This window comes from Segatella asaccharophila (genome assembly GCF_054687055.1).
In genome coordinates, this window is sequence record NZ_BAACAN010000017.1 from 1 (window position 1) to 18,492 (window position 18,492).

Genomic DNA, 18,492 nt, shown 5'->3' on the forward strand with positions numbered 1-18,492 from the left:
CTGAAAAGGAGACTTCTTGCTTCTGATTCGCCATATCTAAAGGATTAAAGGATTTATACTGTGGCAAAGATACAAAAAATCCCTTTTCATTCCCTTTGGCGAAAGACAATCATGTACGTTTCATATTACTTTGTTATGATTTAGTATCCTCGAAAAGAACTTTACGGCTTGCAGTTTCCTGCTGGCCTTTTTTATCTGTCTGTCTTTGCGTATTGACAGGATCCATTCCGGTCTGTTCCCAGAGCAGGACGAGCGATGTTCCGGCTGGTGTCAGATGATGACGAAGGCACAGAACAATCCCACCAGAAAACCTGCCGTCACTTGTGCCAAACTGTGTTGCCGGAGTATCATTCTGCTGGAGCATACCATTCCTGAAAGGATCAGGACCAGGCACAGCCACCAGGTAGGGTCATAAGCGAATATCTCTGCGAAGGCCAGCACTGCTCCGGCCACACCTCCTATGGCTGCTGAATGTGTGGAGATTTTCCACCAGATATTGATCAGAGCACAGACCATCTGTACGACCAGGGCAGCTACGACAATGATGCTGATGAACCTGGGGACATGCAGCCTGTTCATGGTGTAGATACAGATGAAATAGCAGAGGATAGAGATGATATAAGGAACGATACGCCGCTCTTTCCTTCCAAGATCAATCGGTTTCCATCCCCGGTGCTTTCTGTAGAGATGGATTAGAAGGGTAGGGACCAGGATCGTCAGCAGGTAAACGAACAGGAGTACTGTTAATTTATAGGACAAAGGCAGTAAACTCATATAGCTGAAAAGAAAGAGGATGACGAGTCCCAGCAAGGGCAGGTAAAAAGGCGTGAAGATCATGCTCATCACCCTCGCTCCCTTGATAATCTGCCGGTCTTTCAAGACATTTCCATTTGTCCTATCCTCTGATACTGTTTTATTTAAAGTCATTTGAATTTCCTTTCTTTTGGTAATCCTTTCTGAGGTATCAACCTCAGGATTTACCCTTTTGACTTTTGTGAATCAAATTATATTCCATGTCATTTTGGCCAGAAGTTACTGTCAAGTCTCATTCCCGGCGAAGTCTGGCAACCGGTATTCCGAGTTGTTCGCGATATTTTGCCACTGTCCTGCGAGCAATCGGGAACCCCTTTTCTTTCATCAGGGCAGCTAAGGTATCGTCACTCATCGGTTTTTTCTTATCCTCCCGTTCTACGATGCCTTTCAAGGCCATTTTGATCTTCCGTGTAGACATTTCCTCACCGTTTTCGGTCGTATAGCCATCACTGAAGAAGAATTTGAGAGGGAAGGTGCCCCATTTTGTCTGTGCATATTTCATGCTGGCTATTCTGGAAATGGTAGAGATGTCCAGGCGGGTCTGATCTGCAATATCTTTAAGGATCATAGGACGAAGATCAGCCTCATCTCCATCCTCAAAGAATTTTTTTTGCCAGTTGATGATGGACTTCATGACGATAAACATCGTATGCCGTCTTTGCTTTACAGCATCAATGAATCCTCTGGCTTTTTCCACCTTTTCCTTTGCATAGAGCAGAGCCTCTTTTTCCTGCCGGTTCATGCTGGCTTTATGATTCCTGTAGCTGTCGATCATATCTTGAAAGGATGGTGAAACCGTAAGTTCAGGTATATTCCCGCGGTTGATAGAGAAAGTAATGCTTCCGTCATCGGCTGTATCAATGATATAATCAGGTGTGATCTGCTGGAGGTTTCTGCCTTCTGTCTCTCCCAGAGAAGAACCAGGTTTAGGATTCAATTTCCTGATTTCTTTCGGGAGAGCCTGTATCTGAAAGTCATCCAGAGACATTCCTTCCCGTATTTTGTCCCAGTGCTTCTTGATAAAGTCATCGAAATAGTCGTGGATGACCGTATGCATAGCCTTTTTCAACTTACTATCCTTCATCCGGTCTATCTGGAGGAGAAGGCATTGCTGAAGATTTTGTGCTCCTATTCCGGCAGGATCAAACTGCTGGAGGAGGTGTAATACCGCTTTTATTTTCTCTTCCGGCGCGTCTATATTATGATAGATAGCAAGTTCATCGCTGATGGTCCCGATGTCCTTTCTGAGCAGTCCGTCATCATCCATTGAGCCGATGAGATATTCCATGATGTCATGTTCAGTAGGAGAAAGATGAAGCATATCCATTTGCTCTTTCAACCGGTCATAGAAAGAAAGGGTGTCTCCGTAAACCATATTCGGATAATCGGCATCATTAGACAGTCCGCCTCTTCCTGTATTATAGTTTGGTTCAGGCATCTCGTCGTCAGCGCCTATGGTCTTCAGCGCAGAGTCCAGTGCATCCTCCCGTTCGTTCCGTTCATTACTTTCTGTATAATCAGTTTCATCCGTATCGTTGTCGGTTTCATGATTATCATTATCCTGAGGATCATTATTGTTATTTCTGATCTCGCCATCATCGTCCTGACTTCTTTCCAAGGCCGGGTTATCATCCAGTTCCGCATTGACATTCTCTTCGAGTTCATTCAGAGGCATCTCGAACAATTTCACCTGAAGCATCTGCTGTGCAGAGAGCTTCTGGACTTGTTGCATCTTCTGTGTCTGTGTCTGAATTAATTTCTGGGTCATATATTTTACTGAAAATAAGATGTTAGTTGTTCTGCCAGACCAGAGAGCATTTTCATTTCTCCGTTGCCATAGTGCTGCCATATTTTCTGGCAAGGTCCGACAAGAGGATCAGTGATGGCGCCCTCATTCTTGAGGCAGGGATCACAATATTGAAAGATGTTCATGACCTCTACGACGAATCTTGGCGAAACTTGTATAAGTTTGCCGAGTTCGATGATTTCTGGTGTTTCCGCTACCATAGTAAAAGGCGTGAGGTGGAAATAGAGATTGAGGATAAGGATCAGTTTGACCGGGGTGAGATCCGCATTTTCCTCCAGAGGCTTGAAAAGTTTTTCGAATGATTCCCTGACTTCTACGCCTTGGTAGAATTTTTCAGCATGATTGAAACCATCCATTTCCCTGAGGAGTTTTGTCTCATGTGAGAGTTTTCTGGGATTTTTCCCATAGATTTTCCACAACTTCTCGATATGAGGTATATCCAGCAGTTGCAGGCGGGTCATCTGTTCATGGAGATAGCGGGGAGGAATATGTAAATCCAGGCTCAAGTCTACCAGTCCTTTTGAATAGAGAGGTTTTATGCCTACTGGTTTCTTGAGATAGAGTTGCATCAGCAACAGCCAGTATTCGTCAGACCATAAAGGATTTTTTGCCATATTTTTATCGATTAATGTTCAACTGGAATCGTCCTTCAGACCGATTGTTGTCTATTGCAAAAATAGTAAAAAGACGATGAATAGCAAAATAAAAATGACTTTTTCAAGGAGAAAAGATCATTTTTTATACCCTTTAAGATTCACTATGGAGATAGAAACGAAAAACGCGCGGCAAGCGTCGCGCGTTACTTATACTGTATCTCAAATTTTTCATAACTTACGAATGACTGGAACTATTTTTTCAAGTTCTCCATCACGTAGCCTGTGGTTGCAATTGCTGCAGCCCAGGCAATCATTACTGTCATACTCATTGTACAATCCTTTCTCTTACCTTTCCTAGTAACCTATTGAGAAATTCTGTTATCCTTTTCTTGTCGTTTCTTTTCCACCGACGACCATGTTACCTTACTCGCAACCTTCTTTATTACCTTAACCAATACCTTTGACCTTACTCACAATCTTTCTTCATTACCTTACTAATACCTTCTTCTTCCTTGCTTACAATCTCTTTCATTTACCTTACTAATACCCTTTTTCTCTCACTTATCCTTTAATCTTTTCTACCTTAACTTTCTACCTGTCGTCCTTCTATGCAATCTCTCTTACCTTTGCCAACACCTCTTGACCTGTCATACAATCTTTTACCTTCTTATCTTAATGTTCTTGTTTCTGAACGACGTTGCAAATATAGTGTGATTTTACATCTCCAGCAAGAATTGGGAGGATAAAAACAGGTTAAAGAGTTCTTTCTTGACCTATATCAAATGCTATGTGTACGTGCACAATATGCTTTTCAGCATGAAATTGATAGAAATTAAAGGATTAAACTCAGAATTCTGAATAGAAATTATTAACTTTGTCAGGAGTAGGGAAGTTGCAGTTCTATTCATGATCATCTGACTTGTAAATTCAGGGTGACTTGACCATAAGACAGTTATATCAAGCCCGATTTTCAAAGTAATGAAAATCGAGAAGTAATCAGCTTCTGATCAGGAAAGAAGCAATTTCGGGGAACATTTAAGGTAGTGATTGATCAGTAATACTGTTTTATATATTTTATTTTATGAAGAAATTTGCATCATTCATGTTAGTCCTTTGCTTTGCCTTGACGCTGAATGCGCAGCAGGCACGGAAGGATTTGAAAATTAACCGGTGTATGTCGGCCAGTAATTATTATGACTATCCAGGGCCCCGGCAGAAGACCTACACGCCGGCTCCGGCAGGCTATAAGCCCTTTTATCTCAGTCATTATGGCCGGCACGGCAGCCGTTATCTGATAGGTGACGCAGCTTATGACTGGCCATACTTCACTTTGTTGAAGGCGGATAGTCTGAATGAACTGACTCCTAAGGGCGAAGAACTGCTGAAGAAACTTGGAATCATTCGTAATGAAGCCAGAAATCGAGAAGGTGAACTTACCTTATTAGGCGCCCAGCAGCACAAGAATATAGCCCGGAGGATGTATGAGAACTTTCCACAGATCTTTGCCGGTAAGACAAATGTAGATGCGAAGAGCACCATAGTTATCCGTTGCATTCTCTCTATGGAAAATGCGCTACAGCAACTCCTGATAGAGAATCCACAGCTGCAGATACGGCATGATGCCAGTATGCATGACATGTATTACATGAATTTTTCGGATGAGGCTTTATTCAAACAGAGGTATTCAGGAAACACTAAATCCGTCTGGGAGGCCTTCCAGAAGAAGCATGATCACTATGACCGTGTGATGCGTGAGATTTTCAAGGATGATGACTATTGGCAGCATCACGTAGATGCTTCACGCTTGAACCGGAACCTGTTCTCTCTTGCAGGGATCATTCAAGACACGGACCTGCGCAACAGCATTTCATTATATGATCTTTTCAATGATGATGAAATTTACAATGACTGGTTGCTGAACAATGCCTACTATTACATCAATTATGGTGCTTGTCCCCTGAACGGCGGCAATCAGCCTTATTCGCAGCGTAATCTCTTGCGGAATATTATTCATCAGGCTGATAGTTGTATCGTGCTGAGACATCCTGGAGTAACCCTGCGTTTCGGCCATGATACCATGGTAATGCCGCTGACTTGCCTCCTTGACCTTGATGGTTTTGGCCTTCAGGAATCTGATCTGGAGAAACTTCCTGAAGAAGGCTGGTGTGATTACAAGATCTTCCCGATGGCTTGCAATATTCAGTTTGTTTTCTATCGCCGCTATGTGGGAGACAAGGATATCTTGTTTAAGGTCCTTTTCAATGAAAATGAGGCTACTCTGCCGATCAAGACAGATAGAGCACCCTATTATCACTGGAAAGATTTCAGAGCATATTATCTGAAAAAGTTGAATGCCTATGATCAAAAGATCAAAGAGGCCAATTGAAAGAGAAACAAAAAAGGCGGATCAAATCAATCCGCCTTTTATTATCTTTAAAAATGAATTTTCTACCAGAAAACCGCAATTACTTGTTTGCTTCAATTTTGCGGTTTGTGTTAATTGCCTGTGCAATCATGATTGCTACAACAGCGAATGCAAATAATGTTACCATAATCTTTTATCCTTTCTTCAATCTTTCTAATTCTACAGCTCGTGCTGTATTCAATATACTTATTACGTTTCTTTTAACAGTTGCAAAGGTAAGGAATCTTTTTTGTGTGCGATAACAATTAAGTCATAAAATGAATTTATCTGTTGTTTTTTTGATTTTTGTCAAGTGTTTGACTTGGATCAAGTCAGATTCCGCATGCAGTTTTGCTCATGGTTACGGCGATGGTATACAGATACAGGTAGTTCCTGCTGAGATAGACCGGCCGGGAACTGGCATACGGGCTCTGTGGATCTCGTGCAATAAAATATTCATGGCGGGCAGGATCATGGGCTATGCCGATGAGTTCAAAGGCGTGGTCATCAGTTGTGAAGAGTTGTTCGAACATTCTCTGCCGGTTGCGTGGCGTGCAGGCCGATTTAGAAATATCCTGTCCCGAAATCCCCACTTTTTCATTAAAGTCCGGATTAGTAATGTCTCCTTCCCAGCAAACGGGATGGCCATGCCGGAGAGCCTTCTCTATGGATGAGAGTAACTGACGGATGGGGAGATTATAAAACTTGTCCTGCATGACATTGTCCGGTATCTCAAGAGTAAAGGGCTTCCGATAAGGATGGTGTGTAAAACTCGTCAGCGAGATATACTCCCCCGGTGCACATACACTCCGTGCAAATTCGCCTTTTGTATATTCAGCTCCGAGGAAGAATACATCCTTGCCGGGAAGAAAGCCCATATACCGGTCAAGAGATTCACTAAAAGAGTGATGGATATGGTTCAGGCCGGTATGTCTTCCGGCACATTCCCTTGCAATATTTGCTAAAGACCGGCAGATGACGGTGTAATTGAGATTTTGTTCATCAGGGTAAGAATCATACGGTACGGTTCCGTATTTTTCTATCAGATGGATCACCATCGGACCCATACCCTGGACGGACGGTTCAAAATGCCCCTTTGTAAAATAACTTTTCTGAGCCTCTTCCAAGAGCAGCATTCGTAAGGGAAAAGATATGGAAAGATTGACGGAGTCACCTTCTATCAAGTGCTCTGATTCAATTGTCGCCAGCATGGCATAAGCCCATGACGGACTGTCTTTACAGGTCGTTTTCGAATGAGCGGTAGGAATAAGAACTTCTGTCTGGAGATATTCGGCAGGAAGTACTTGCTGCCGGTTGTGGCAGCCGGTTACGACAAGCCCTGCAGCCAAGATGATGATAAAAAAGGATTTCCTCATAAGTATTGGCAAAAATACAAAAAATTAAAACAACAGGGGATGTGTTCTGCGATAAAAATGCGGAATTCTTTTCAGAAAAAGAATATAATCCTTTTCCTTTGGCAAGGCAGGAAGAGCATTTCTGCTGGTATCAGCCCCTAATTTCCACTTTGTATTAGTTTTAAATCTTAGCCTTCCCGTGAGGAATTCCGAGGATATTTTGTATCTTTGCAGGCATGAACGCAAAAGCAGAAGATTTCGAAATCATGGCCCCTGTGGGCTCTCGGGAAAGCCTGGCTGCGGCTATTCAGGCTGGGGCGGATTCCGTATATTTTGGTGTTGGCAGATTGAATATGCGGTCACATTCAGCCAATCATTTTGATCTTAGTGATTTGCAGGATATTGCCACTACCTGCCGGATGCACGGAATGAAGACCTATCTTACGGTCAATACAGTGATTTATGATGAGGATGTGGAAACGATGAAGTCCATTGTTGATGCAGCCAAGGCCGCTGGAGTCAGTGCTGTTATAGCCAGTGATGTGGCCGTGATGAGTTATTGCAACAGTGTAGGTGAAGAAGTTCATCTGTCTACCCAACTGAATATTTCTAATACGGAAGCATTACAGTTCTATAGCCAGTTTGCTGATGTTGCTGTACTGGCTCGGGAGCTGAAGCTCGAACAGGTGAAGCGCATCCATGAGGAGATTATCAGGCGTAATATCTGCGGTCCGGGCGGAAAGCAGGTACGTATCGAAATGTTCTGTCATGGGGCACTATGTATGGCGGTGAGCGGGAAATGCTATATGAGTTTGGGACTTGCTAATCGGAGTGCCAATCGTGGGGAGTGTGTACAGATATGCCGGCATTCTTATACCGTAACGGATGACCAGACAGGAAACCAACTGGATATTGACAATAAGTATATCATGAGTCCGAAAGATCTGAAAACCATCCGTTTTATGGACCAGATGATGGATGCAGGAGTCAGGGTCTTTAAGATCGAAGGGCGTGCGCGAGGCCCAGAATACGTTTATACGGTGGTAAGATGTTACAAGGAAGCCGTTCAGAGCGTGCTTGACGGCACTTTTACCGAAGTAAAGAAGAAGAGATGGGATCAGCAGTTGGGCACGGTTTTCAACCGAGGATTCTGGGATGGCTATTATCTGGGTCAGAAATTAGGTGAATGGAACAAGTATTATGGTTCAGTCGCCACAGAAAAGAGGGTGTTGGTAGGAAAGATCACCAAGTATTTCTCAAAACTCAATGTAGCTGAGGTGGCCGTCGAGGCTTCCGAGATCGGGTTAGGAGACCGGTTGCTGATCACAGGTCCTACGACAGGTGTGATGTGTCTGGACTGTAAAGAGATCCGCTATGATCTTAAACCTGTCCAGAAGGCAGAGAAGGGCTGGAGAATCTCTATTCCGGTGGAGGGTAAAGTCCGTCCGCATGATAAAATATTTAAACTGGTGAAAGTACAAGAAATGAAGGAGATAGAATCATGACAATTAATGAAGCTCAGGATGAGGTCTTGGAGGAATTTGCTGATCTGACAGACTGGATGGACAAATATCAGATGCTCATTGATATGGGCAGTGAACTGGAGTCTTTGAAGGATCAATATAAGAATGATAGCAATCTGATTGACGGATGTCAGAGCCGTGTATGGTTACAATGCGACTATAGGGATGGGAAACTGTTTTTTACGGCTGACAGTGATGCTTTGATTGTCAAGGGAATCATTGCCTTGCTGATACGAGTCCTTAGTGGCCATACCCCCAAGGAAATAATGGAGGCTAAACTCTATTTTATAGATCGACTCGGATTAAAGGAACATTTATCCCCTACCCGCAGTAATGGACTTGTGGCCATGATCAAGCAAATCCGGATGTATGCCGTTGCTTATGCTGCCAAGGAAAAAGAAGCAGACACTCCCAGAAGTGAATTCTGAAGGCCATTTTCATTATGCGAAAATTAAGAACGATAGAGATGCACCGGTTATCGGTGACACAATTCAAGAAAGCCGAAAAACTCCCATTGATTGTTGTACTCGATGATATCCGGTCCCTTTATAATGTAGGAAGTGTGTTCCGGTCTTCCGATGCTTTCCGTGTTGAAGCCATCTATCTCTGTGGAATTACAGCCTGTCCACCGGACCCGCAGATCCATAAGACTGCCCTGGGAGGGGAGGAGAGTGTCAGCTGGGAGTATTTTTCTCATACTGAAGATGCAGTGAGAGAGCTGCATGATAAAGGTTATTTCATTTACAGTATTGAACAAGTTGAAGGGTCTACAAAACTTCAGGATATACAACTAACCCCTGATACGAAGTATGCCGTTATTTTCGGCAATGAGGTGAAAGGGGTCAAGCAGGCTGTCGTAGATGCTTCTGACGGATGCCTGGAGATTCCCCAGTTTGGCACCAAGCATTCCCTGAATGTATCCGTGACAGCAGGAATAGTTGTCTGGGAATTTGCCAAGAACTTAGCTCTGGCACGCTGATTTTTGGCTTTATTTCAAATACTCCCCAAAATCAACCAGTCTCATATCCCCTTTTCTCATAAACGTATCATGCATGGCGAAAGCAGCCCTCAGACTTTGAGGCTCGTGTCCCTGGTCGGAAATTTTCAGGTATTCACGGAGGATAGGTTTATAGTCCGGGTGTACACAGTTTTCGATGATCTCATGAGCACGACGCAGAGGCCCTTTTCCCCGTAAGTCTGCCACCCCCTGTTCAGTGATGATTACATCTACATCATGTTCCGTGGAATCCACGTGGGTACACATTGGGACGATGGCAGAGATACAACCGTGTTTAGCCGTACTGGCAGTTGTAAAAATACTGATATAGCCATTCCTTTCGTAATCGCATGATCCACCGATCCCGTTCATTAATCTGGATCCGCAGATATGGCTGGAATTTTCGTTGCCGTAAAGGTCACATTCTATGGCGGTATTGATGGCAATTACTCCCAGGCGGCGGATCACCTCGGGAGAGTTGGCGATCTCGCTTTGACGGATAACCAGGTGTTTCTTGAAAAAATCCATATTGTCATAGATTTTCTGCAAACATTCATTGGTGACCGTCATCGCTGTAGCTGATGCTGCTGTGATGATGCCTTTCTGAATAAGGTCAATGGCAGATTCCTGGACAACCTCAGAGTAAACTTTAAAGTGAGGGATATGCGGATTCTGTCCCAAGGCCTGTAACACTGCGTTACCAGTAGCGCCCACGCCACTTTGTAAAGGCAGGAATTGAGGAGGGATATGCCCTCTCTTCATATCATTTACCAGGAATTCTGCTACATTATAGCCCATCTGCTTCGTCTCCGGAGTCAGTGGCTTGAACACCCTGGCTTCCTCTGGAATATTACAGTCTACGACACCTGCGATTTTCTTCGGATCGATAGGAACATAATTTTTTCCAATCTTATCGATGACATGAATGATCGGGATCGGCTGACGTTCGAATCCACACTCTCCCGGTTCATAGGTATCCTGAAGGCATTTTGAATTCGGATTATGGAAATGGTTAAATTCGATGATCACCTTTTTGGCCAGTCGGGCTATTGTTGTTGAGATCCCGCCAGCTGAAGAGAGATAGGCCTTGCATTCCGTCTCGCCCTCTTCAAGATCACTGACCTCAATGATAGCCCAGTCGACAGTGCCATAGAAACCATGACGGAGACGTTCTGCCATGTTCCCAAGGTGTGTGTCCTCGTAGTCAATTTCTCCCAGGTTTACGTGAGTACGAAAATCTTTGTTTGTAGAGAAAGGAGCTCTGAACTTGATAGCATGCGCATTAGCCATATCTCCTTCCACACTTTGCAGAGAGGATGCTCCGGTCAGAATTCCCACCTGAAAAGGTTTTCCTGATGCATGATCCTTTACTGCGCGTTTGGAAAGTTCGCGGAAGACAGCTTTAGGAACGCCGTTTGGGGTAAATCCACTCAATGCGATGTAGTCACCGTCTTTAATCATTGCTGCCCCCTCGGCAGCTGTTATTCTATTATAAGCCATGGTCTGATCGTTTCAATTCAGACCGCAAAGTTACATAAAATTTCATAAATCAGCTCATTTTGTGGATAATAATTGAAAAAAAGCTGTAATAATGAATATTTATAAATTATCTTTTCACTATTCCCCGCATGGAAAGTGCTATTCGATGCCGTGTGTGGTCTAATTCCAAAACCCGGACGGTCACTTGCTGGTGGAGTTTTACCACCTCTCCTGGATTTTTCACGAAATGATCAGCCAGTTGGGAAATATGTATGAGGCCGTCCTGGTGTACACCGATGTCCACGAAAGCCCCGAACTCAGTGATATTTGTGACGATACCTGGAAGGATCATTCCCACTTCCAGATCGTCCAGGTTTTTTACATTCGGATCGAATTCGAATACTTCTATCTGATTTCTCGGGTCACGTCCCGGTTTTTCCAGTTCCCTCATAATATCAGTAAGGGTCGGCATGCCGACGGTATCCGTGACATAATGAGAGAGTTGGATCTTTCTGCGTTCTTCAGGCTCTCTGATCAGGTCATTGACGGTACAGCCACAATCTTCAGCCATCCTTCTGACCACTGGATAACTTTCTGGATGTACGGCACTATTATCAAGAGGGTTCCTGGCGTTCGGAATACGCAGGAAAGCCGCACATTGTCTATAGGCTGAAGGACCGAGGCGAGGGACTTTTAGCAATTGTGAACGAGAGGTAAAAGCTCCGTTTTCCTTACGGTAGTCTACTATATTCTGAGAGAGAACAGGTCCTAACCCACTGACATACGAAAGCAGATGCTTACTGGCTGTATTCAGGTTGACCCCTACTGCATTCACGCAAGAGATGACCGTTTGGTCGAGTCGTTTTTTCAATTCGTTCTGGTCAACATCATGCTGATATTGTCCTACTCCTATACTCTTGGGGTCAATCTTTACCAGTTCCGCCAATGGATCCATCAATCGTCTCCCGATACTGACGGCTCCACGAACGGTAACATCCTCGTGAGGGAATTCTTCCCTGGCAGTTTCTGAAGCTGAATAGACGGAGGCTCCGTCCTCGCTGACCACAAAGGTTTGTACAGGATGATCAAACTGCAGTCCATGGATGAAGTCTGAGGTTTCTCTGCTGGCTGTACCGTTTCCAATCGCAATGGCCTCGATCTGATAGTCCTTGACCATCTTCTCGACTTGTTTGGCGGCACCGGAGTAATCGTTGACCGGAGGATGAGGCTTGATCACCTCATGGTGAAGGAGATTACCCTGTGCATCCAGGCACACAACCTTGCATCCGGTACGAAATCCCGGGTCCACTCCTAACACACGTTTTGGACCCAGGGGAGGAGCCAGAAGTAACTGGCGGAGATTGTCAGCAAAAACATCAATAGCCCTTTCACAAGCCTGTTCCTTGCTCAAACTGCTGAATTCAGTTTCCATAGAAGGTTTGAGGAGTCGTTTGAACGCATCTTCAACAGCTCCGTGGACGAGGTTCGGACATGCTCCTTGTCCCTTGATGAAGAGGCGGTTGAGGTGGCTGAGGCAATCTTCGTCATCTGCCGAAACAGACACTTTCAGAATGCCCTCAGACTCTCCCCGGCGCATTGCCAGGAGTCGAAAACTGCTACAGTGTTTCAAAGGTTCTGAATAGTTGAAATAATCGGCAAATTTTTGTGCTTTCTCTTCATCTTTTTCCTTGGAAAGAACTTTTGAAGTGATGATTGCTCCGTGCCTGTAGATGTTTCTGATCTCCTTTCGTGCCTGTTCATCTTCATTGATGGTTTCGGCGATAATATCCTGTGCACCTCTGATAGCCGTGTCGTTATCCGTTATCTTTCCCTTAACAAATGCGCGGGCTTTCCCCTCAGGATGAGGTTCCCGTTGCAGGAAGATCAAAGAAGCCAATGGCTCAAGTCCCTGTTCGCGGGCAATCTGTGCCCGAGTACGATGTTTCGGCTTATAGGGCAGATAGAGATCTTCCAGTTCTGTAGGTTCCTGGCAATGGTCAATACGTGATTTCAGTTGAGGGGTTAACTGTCCCTGCTGGTCAATGGAATGAAGGATACTTTCCTTGCGTTTCTGGAAATCTCCGAGTTGTTGAAATCTTTCCTGAATATGTCCGATGGCCACCTCGTCAAGGTTTCCGGTACGCTCTTTCCTGTAGCGGCTGATAAACGGAATCGTTCCTCCTGCATTCAAGAGTTGTAAAGTGTTCTCTACACTGTTTATGTTCAAGTTTAGTTCTTGAGCTATCTGTTGGGTAAATGCATTCATTATAGTTTGGGTTAAAATATGGTCTGCAAACTTACAAAAAAATCCCTGAAAAGGGTGATGAGAAAGATGAATTTGACTTTTGGTGACTGGAGAACAGGCATCTTCTTCTCTGTTCTGTCAAGTACGAAGAGACAGATAATGATAAAGATTGAATAAAAAGGCTACTTTTCGGACAAAATGATATTTTTCAAGAAAGAATAATCTCGTACTTTTACCATCAAAATTCCCTTCTTGAAACAATGGGGAAGAAAAAACAATCATTAATTTACAACTTACTTAAAACTTAATAATCAATGAGCAAATTAAACAAAATCTATTTTGTGTTGTTAGGATTGATCGCAGAGTTCTTATTCTTATCTTGCAGTAGCAGTAGTGATGCTCCGAATCCCTCTCCTAAACCAGTTGCCCCACCAACGAATACTAGTCCGTCGAAGTTTTGGAGTACTCCAGTTTCGGAAATGGAGAAATTAGACCGTGGTCTGGTGGCGCTACCGGCTCAGGACGAGAAAGGTATCTTTCTGAGCTGGCGGTTGCTGGGTACAGATGATCTTCAGACCACCTTTGATGTCTACCGGAACCACGTCCTTCTCAAAAAAGACTTGAGCATTACCAATCTGGTGGATTCCTTAGGCACTACATCGGATCAATATCAGGTTGTGGCAAAGTTGAATGGAAAGGAATTTGATCGCAGCGACCAGGTCAAGCCCTGGAAGAATGTATATCAGTCCTTTACCCTTGACCGTCCTGCTGACGGCGTAACACCTTCCGGAGAGCATTACAGTTATACCCCTAATGACTGCTCTGTAGGAGATGTAGATGGGGATGGGAAATATGAGTTGATTGTGAAATGGGACCCCTCGGATTCTCATGACAATTCTCAGGGTGGCTATACCGGGAATGTCTATCTGGATGCTTACAAACTGGATAATAGTCAGGGAACAGCTGCCAGGCTTTGGCGAATCGATTTGGGTAAAAATATCCGTGCGGGGGCCCATTATACCCAGTTCCTTGTATATGATTTCGATGGGGATGGGAAAGCGGAAGTGATCTGCAAAACGGCTCCGGGGACAATAGACGGAACAGGGAAATATGTTTCGCAGGCAGCTGATGACCCTTCTATTCTAAAGGTTGACAATACAAAGGACTGGCGTAATTCAGATGGAAAGGTGGTCGGCGGACAAGAATATCTCACGGTTTTCAATGGAGAGACAGGTGCGGCTATCAATACCATCTTCTATGATCCTAACCGTGCCCGTACTTACGGAGGTGCTCCAGGCTGGGCCAACTGGGACGATCGTCCTGGCATGGTTGATGCCGATTATGCCAATCGTGGTCAACGCTATCTGGCATGTGTTGCCTACCTTGACGGCCCTGATAAAAATCCATCTGCGGTGATGTGCCGTGGTTACTATACCTATGCTTACCTGTGGGCTGTTGATTTTGACGGCCGGCATTTGAAAACGAAATGGCTGCATGCTTCCGTCTCAAAATCTCAAGTACAGGTTACGGATGCACAAGGTAAGGTGACAACCAACAATTATACTCATAACACAAGTGGACTGAATACAAGTAATACCGTGTATAGCGAAGGAAACCATAATCTCTCTGTTGCCGATGTGAATGGAGATGGCTGTGATGAAGTCATCTACGGTTCTTCAGCAGTGAATCATGACGGCTCTTTACTTTATGCCACAGGTTTCGGGCATGGAGATGCAATCCACCTGGCCGACATTGATCCGGACCGGCCCGGACTGGAGGTCTTTGAAGTTCATGAGACACAACCTGCGGGTTACGGATGGGATCTGCATGATGCTGCGACAGGCAAGATCCTTTATAGAGGGCTGGGAGCAAGTGATAACGGCCGCGGGATGGCTGCTGACTTGATCAGTTCACAACGCGGGTATCAGTTCTGGTCAGCCAATGACGGGCAGATCCGTAATAAATCCAATCAGGTCGTTTCGACGAAAGGGGTCAGTATCAACTTCAGAATGTACTGGAATGGAGGCCTTCAGGATCAACTCCTGGATGGTACCAAATTAGATCAATGGAATGGAGAGGGCACTTCCAGGTTGATGACTTTTTATAAATATGGTAACTCCACGGCTTGTAATGGCTCGAAATCCACACCCTGTCTTATGGCTGATCTTTTTGGAGACTGGCGTGAAGAAGTAATCTTCTGGGATGCTTCCAACAGTGCTTCGATTAATGTGTTCTCTACGAATATTCCGACCGATTATCGTATACCTACTCTGATGCATGATCATGTCTACCGGATGGGGATTGCCTGGCAGAATGTGGGGTATAACCAGCCGCCTCATCTGGGTTTCTATCTGCCGGATTATGTCAAGTCTGTTTCTTCGGCAACCCAGAAGGTGGATGCAGGTCACTGAAGAGGAAGATTCCGGAAGAAAGGGCTGATTGAATCAGGTTTGTTGATCAGGAAAGGGTAATCGAAAGGGTTGCCCTTTTTGGTTACTGTTGTTTTTCTTCCTCCGTCTGCAGTGCAAAATTACTTTGTTTTGTCTGACTCAATGTTTTTTATTATCTTTGCATGATGTTTAAACACGGAGGAAATCATGACAAATAATAATAATAAGGCCTTAACTCCTATGATGAAACAGTTTTTCTCGCTGAAGGCTAAGCATCCTGATGCCCTGATGCTGTTCCGCTGTGGAGATTTCTATGAGACTTATTGCCAGGATGCCATAGAGGCTTCTAAGATTCTCGGAATTACGCTGACCAGGAGAAATAACGGTGGCAACCATGGCTCGGCGGAAATGGCCGGATTCCCTCATCATGCCCTTGATACCTACCTTCCGAAATTGATTCGTGCAGGTAAGCGTGTGGCTATTTGTGACCAGCTTGAGGATCCAAAGAAAAAACGCGAAGAGATCAAAGGGAAGAAGGGGCTTACTGCCATGGATAAGATGGTGAAGCGAGGGATAACTGAACTTGTTACACCGGGGGTGGCCATGAGCGATAACGTGCTCAATTATAAGGAGAATAACTTTCTTGCGGCGGTGCATTTTGGGAAGAAATCCTGTGGGATCAGTTTTCTGGATATCTCTACCGGTGAGTTTTTAACCGGTGAGGGGTCTTATGATTATGTGGAAAAACTATTAGGTAATTTTTCTCCAAAAGAAGTGTTGTTTGACCGTTCGAGGAAGGCTGATTTTGAAAAATATTTCGGGACAAGATATTGTACGTATGAACTTGATGACTGGGTGTTTACGGAACAAAATGCCCGTGAGCGGCTGCTCAGTCATTTCGGTACTCAGAATCTGAAAGGCTTCGGGGTGGAGCATTTGCAGAATGGCATTATTGCCAGTGGAGCTATCATGCAGTACCTGATCCTCACCCAGCATACCCAGGTTTCACATATTACCTCTTTGTCCCGCATAGAGGCTGACCGCTATGTGCGACTTGACAGTTTTACGATCCGCAGCCTTGAGCTCCTGCAGCCGATGCAAGAGGGTGGCAGTTCATTGCTGGACGTGATAGATCATACAGTTACTCCAATGGGAGGGCGTATGCTCCGCCGGTGGATAGTCTTCCCCTTAAAAGAGTTGAAACCTATACAGGAGCGGCTGGATATTGTAGAACAATTCTTCAAGGATCCGGTGTTCAGACAGGTTATTGATGAGCAGTTACAGACGATGGGGGATGTAGAGCGTATCATTTCCAAGGTAGCTGTAGGGCGTGTCTCTCCTCGTGAAGTTGTACAATTGAAAGTGGCTTTACAGGCTTTAGAACCGGTAAAGAAAGCTTGCCTCGAAGCAGATGAATCCACCTTAAATCATATCGGGGAGAAATTGGATTGCTGTGGGCAACTTCGTGACCGGATAGGAAAAGAAGTTCAGCCGGATCCGCCTCAATTGTTGAGCCGAGGAGGGGTGATTGCGCCTAAGTATTCTCCGGAACTGGATGAATTACGTAATATCCGGGACAACGGAAAGGGTTACCTGTTGAAAATTCAGGAGCGGGAAATAGAGAGAACTGGCATCAGTTCTCTGAAAGTGGGGTATAATAATGTTTTTGGTTACTATCTTGAGGTGCGTAACACATTTAAGGACAAGGTGCCGGAAGACTGGATACGGAAGCAGACCCTGGTCAATGCTGAACGCTATATTACTCAGGAACTGAAAGAATATGAGGAGAAGATTCTTGGTGCTGATGAACGGATACAGGTGATGGAAAATGATCTCTACCTGCAATTGATCGTTTCTATGCAAGCTTATATTCCTCAGATCCAACTGGATGCCAATCTCATAGCCCATCTGGATTGTCTTTTGTCTTTCGCAAAAGTTTCAGCCGAAAACCGCTATGTACGCCCTGTGGTAGACGATACGGATGTAATAGATATCAAGAGTGGCCGCCATGCCGTAATTGAGACCCAATTGCCTTTAGGAGAGAAATATGTTCCGAATGATGTGTATTTGGATACCCGGAAGCAACAGATCATGATGATTACCGGTCCGAATATGGCCGGTAAATCAGCTCTGTTACGTCAGACGGCACTTATTGTAGTCCTGTCCCAAATGGGTTGCTTTGTGCCCGCACAGAGCGCGAGAATAGGTCTGGTGGATAAGATCTTCACTAGGGTGGGAGCTTCAGACAATATCTCGCTTGGTGAATCAACGTTTATGGTAGAAATGACAGAAGCTGCCAATATTCTCAACAATGTTACTTCCCGTTCGCTGGTTCTTTTTGATGAGCTGGGACGGGGAACTTCCACGTATGACGGAATATCCATTGCCTGGGCGATTGTGGAATATCTGCATGAACAGCCGAAGGCGCACGCACGCACACTCTTTGCGACACATTATCATGAACTTAATGAGATGGAGAAATATTTTCCACGTATCAAGAACTATAATGTGAGCGTGAAGGAAGTGGATGGGAAAGTCATTTTTCTCAGGAAACTTGTTCCTGGAGGTGCCGAGCATTCCTTCGGTATTCATGTGGCCGAAATAGCTGGAATGCCGAAAAGTATTGTCAAGCGGGCTGAGGAAGTGCTAAAGCAGTTGGAAGAGGATAATGCTACTGTAGGGTCAGAATCCGGGCCTTTGAATAGCAAGCAAACGGGTGAGAAACAGCAAAAAGACGGTGTACAACTGAGCTTCTTTCAACTTGATGACCCTGTTCTCTGTCAGATCAGGGACGAGATCCGGGGACTGGACATCAATCATTTGACGCCGGTAGAAGCACTTGATAAACTCAGTGACATCAAGAAGATCGTTACGGGCAGATAA

12 protein-coding genes are annotated in these 18,492 nt (G+C 44.7%); 6 read left to right on the forward strand and 6 right to left on the reverse strand.

What is annotated here, in order from left to right; translation table 11 throughout:
• Positions 1–270: 270 nt before the first annotated feature.
• The 3 genes from ACYRYG_RS09710 to ACYRYG_RS09720 all read right to left on the reverse strand — a co-directional run bounded on the left by ACYRYG_RS09710 (position 271) and on the right by ACYRYG_RS09720 (position 3,234).
• Complete coding sequence (locus tag ACYRYG_RS09710; RefSeq protein ID WP_293416343.1) at positions 271–879, reverse strand: phosphatase PAP2 family protein; 609 nt, start codon at positions 877–879, stop codon at positions 271–273.
• 166 nt (positions 880–1,045) lie between these two features.
• Positions 1,046–2,581 carry an RNA polymerase factor sigma-54 gene (gene rpoN, locus ACYRYG_RS09715; protein WP_293416335.1) on the reverse strand — a complete coding sequence of 512 codons (1,536 nt, stop codon included), beginning with the start codon at positions 2,579–2,581 and terminating at the stop codon, positions 1,046–1,048.
• A gap of 5 nt (positions 2,582–2,586) precedes the next feature.
• Entirely contained in the window at positions 2,587–3,234 is a 648-nt protein-coding gene (locus ACYRYG_RS09720) for a hypothetical protein (protein WP_293416333.1), read from the reverse strand.
• A gap of 1,063 nt (positions 3,235–4,297) precedes the next feature.
• Between ACYRYG_RS09720 and ACYRYG_RS09725 the strand changes: the two genes are divergently transcribed.
• The gene (locus ACYRYG_RS09725) at positions 4,298–5,602 is read left to right on the forward strand and encodes a histidine-type phosphatase (RefSeq protein WP_293416331.1); all 1,305 of its coding nucleotides are present in this window, start codon (positions 4,298–4,300) and stop codon (positions 5,600–5,602) included.
• A gap of 350 nt (positions 5,603–5,952) precedes the next feature.
• On the opposite strand, the gene ACYRYG_RS09730 is transcribed toward ACYRYG_RS09725, so the two are convergent.
• Positions 5,953–6,996 (reverse strand): C1 family peptidase, encoded by a 1,044-nt coding sequence (locus ACYRYG_RS09730; RefSeq protein ID WP_293416329.1) that lies wholly within the window; start codon positions 6,994–6,996, stop codon positions 5,953–5,955.
• 215 nt (positions 6,997–7,211) lie between these two features.
• Between ACYRYG_RS09730 and ACYRYG_RS09735 the strand changes: the two genes are divergently transcribed.
• Genes ACYRYG_RS09735 through ACYRYG_RS09745 form a run of 3 tightly spaced genes read left to right on the forward strand, consistent with a single transcriptional unit; the run spans position 7,212 to position 9,477 of the window.
• Positions 7,212–8,480, forward strand: coding sequence for a peptidase U32 family protein (locus ACYRYG_RS09735; protein WP_293429126.1), 1,269 nt, complete (start codon positions 7,212–7,214; stop codon positions 8,478–8,480).
• A complete protein-coding gene (locus ACYRYG_RS09740) occupies positions 8,477–8,926 on the forward strand; it encodes a SufE family protein (protein ID WP_293416325.1) in 450 nt (149 codons plus the stop codon). The genes ACYRYG_RS09735 and ACYRYG_RS09740 overlap by 4 nt, the downstream gene beginning before the upstream one ends.
• Positions 8,927–8,940: 14 nt before the next feature.
• Positions 8,941–9,477 (forward strand): RNA methyltransferase, encoded by a 537-nt coding sequence (locus tag ACYRYG_RS09745; protein WP_293416323.1) that lies wholly within the window; start codon positions 8,941–8,943, stop codon positions 9,475–9,477.
• 9 nt (positions 9,478–9,486) lie between these two features.
• On the opposite strand, the gene ACYRYG_RS09750 is transcribed toward ACYRYG_RS09745, so the two are convergent.
• Both ACYRYG_RS09750 and ACYRYG_RS09755 read right to left on the reverse strand, forming a co-directional pair.
• Entirely contained in the window at positions 9,487–10,995 is a 1,509-nt protein-coding gene (locus tag ACYRYG_RS09750) for an acetyl-CoA hydrolase/transferase C-terminal domain-containing protein (protein WP_293416321.1), read from the reverse strand.
• 106 nt (positions 10,996–11,101) lie between these two features.
• Positions 11,102–13,240 (reverse strand): Tex family protein, encoded by a 2,139-nt coding sequence (locus ACYRYG_RS09755; RefSeq protein WP_293416319.1) that lies wholly within the window; start codon positions 13,238–13,240, stop codon positions 11,102–11,104.
• A gap of 293 nt (positions 13,241–13,533) precedes the next feature.
• Between ACYRYG_RS09755 and ACYRYG_RS09760 the strand changes: the two genes are divergently transcribed.
• Both ACYRYG_RS09760 and mutS read left to right on the forward strand, forming a co-directional pair.
• Positions 13,534–15,630 (forward strand): rhamnogalacturonan lyase, encoded by a 2,097-nt coding sequence (locus ACYRYG_RS09760; RefSeq protein WP_293426932.1) that lies wholly within the window; start codon positions 13,534–13,536, stop codon positions 15,628–15,630.
• Positions 15,631–15,816: 186 nt separating this feature from the next.
• The gene (mutS, locus tag ACYRYG_RS09765; protein ID WP_293425290.1) at positions 15,817–18,492 is read left to right on the forward strand and encodes a DNA mismatch repair protein MutS; all 2,676 of its coding nucleotides are present in this window, start codon (positions 15,817–15,819) and stop codon (positions 18,490–18,492) included.

Excerpts from the sequence above, each read along its gene's own strand:
- rpoN (WP_293416335.1), bottom strand. The coding sequence starts at position 2,581 with ATGACCCAGAAATTAATTCAGACACAGACACAGAAGATGCAACAAGTC.
- ACYRYG_RS09720 (WP_293416333.1), bottom strand. The coding sequence starts at position 3,234 with ATGGCAAAAAATCCTTTATGGTCTGACGAATACTGGCTGTTGCTGATG.
- ACYRYG_RS09725 (WP_293416331.1), top strand. The coding sequence starts at position 4,298 with ATGAAGAAATTTGCATCATTCATGTTAGTCCTTTGCTTTGCCTTGACG.
- ACYRYG_RS09730 (WP_293416329.1), bottom strand. The coding sequence starts at position 6,996 with ATGAGGAAATCCTTTTTTATCATCATCTTGGCTGCAGGGCTTGTCGTA.
- ACYRYG_RS09735 (WP_293429126.1), top strand. The coding sequence starts at position 7,212 with ATGAACGCAAAAGCAGAAGATTTCGAAATCATGGCCCCTGTGGGCTCT.
- ACYRYG_RS09740 (WP_293416325.1), top strand. The coding sequence starts at position 8,477 with ATGACAATTAATGAAGCTCAGGATGAGGTCTTGGAGGAATTTGCTGAT.
- ACYRYG_RS09745 (WP_293416323.1), top strand. The coding sequence starts at position 8,941 with ATGCGAAAATTAAGAACGATAGAGATGCACCGGTTATCGGTGACACAA.
- ACYRYG_RS09750 (WP_293416321.1), bottom strand. The coding sequence starts at position 10,995 with ATGGCTTATAATAGAATAACAGCTGCCGAGGGGGCAGCAATGATTAAA.
- ACYRYG_RS09755 (WP_293416319.1), bottom strand. The coding sequence starts at position 13,240 with ATGAATGCATTTACCCAACAGATAGCTCAAGAACTAAACTTGAACATA.
- ACYRYG_RS09760 (WP_293426932.1), top strand. The coding sequence starts at position 13,534 with ATGAGCAAATTAAACAAAATCTATTTTGTGTTGTTAGGATTGATCGCA.
- mutS (WP_293425290.1), top strand. The coding sequence starts at position 15,817 with ATGACAAATAATAATAATAAGGCCTTAACTCCTATGATGAAACAGTTT.